Consider the following 947-nt stretch of genomic DNA (forward strand, 5'->3'; position numbering starts at 1 on the left):
TTGTGGTTTTCTACTGGCCTGCGCCGCCATGTGTCTCCAGGTCAGGGGTTGTTGGATGCCTCAGCGGTGTATAATGGCCCCGCACGGAATACGCGCATCTTCCACCGAGCCAGATCGTGCCCCGGCTGGCCGATCAGGGCCGTTATCTCGCGTCTGAAAGCAGCTTTTATCGGGTGCTGCATGCCGCCGATCAGCAGCATCGCCGGGGCCGCGTTCAGCGCCCGAAAAGGCATCCGGCACCCACGACGCACGCTGCGAACGGGCCGAACCAGCTTTGGTCTTGGGACATCACGTATTTACCCTCGCCGGTGCGGGGCCAGTATTACTATCTGTATCTGATCGAGGATCTTTACAGTCGCAAGGGCGTGGGTTGGGAGGTGCATGAACAGGAATGCGGCGATAAGGCCGCAGCTCTGCTGCAACGCAGCGTGCTCAGCGAGCAGTGCCTGCATCAGCCGCTGGTACTGCACTCGGATAACGGCGCGCCGATGAAGTCCGTCACACTGCTAAGCAAAATGTACGACCTGGGGATCACACCGTCGCGTGGGCGACCGCGGGTCAGCAATGACAACGCCTTCTCGGAGTCGTTGTTCAGAACGCTGAAATACTGCCCGCAGTGGCCACATAATGGCTTCACCAGCCTAGATGAGGCACGGGCCTGGGTGAGAGACTTCATAAGCTGGTACAACCACGAACATCGTCATAGTCGCATCCGCTTCGTCACACCGGCCGAGCGCCATCGCGGAGAAGATCATGAGGTGCTGGCGCGGCGGGATGCGCTGTACCAGCAAGCCCGCGCTGAACGACCGGAACGCTGGTCAGGCAACACGCGTAATTGGCAACCGGTAGGGACGGTGATGCTCAACCCCGAGAAGCAGGAAGCGACTCAGAATAAGGCGGCATAACAAAATGGTCGGCACGACAACTACGTTGACAAACACCGACCC

General features: G+C 59.8%; 1 pseudogene. It reads left to right on the top strand.

What is annotated here, in order from left to right:
* Positions 1-86 precede the first annotated feature (86 nt).
* Positions 87-905: pseudogene (locus tag MPRO_RS21060) on the top strand (IS3 family transposase); the annotation flags it as partial.
* Between the last annotated feature and the right edge of the window lie 42 nt (positions 906-947).

Source organism: Marinobacterium profundum, from assembly GCF_001528745.1.
Classification (GTDB): domain Bacteria; phylum Pseudomonadota; class Gammaproteobacteria; order Pseudomonadales; family Balneatricaceae; genus Marinobacterium_A; species Marinobacterium_A profundum.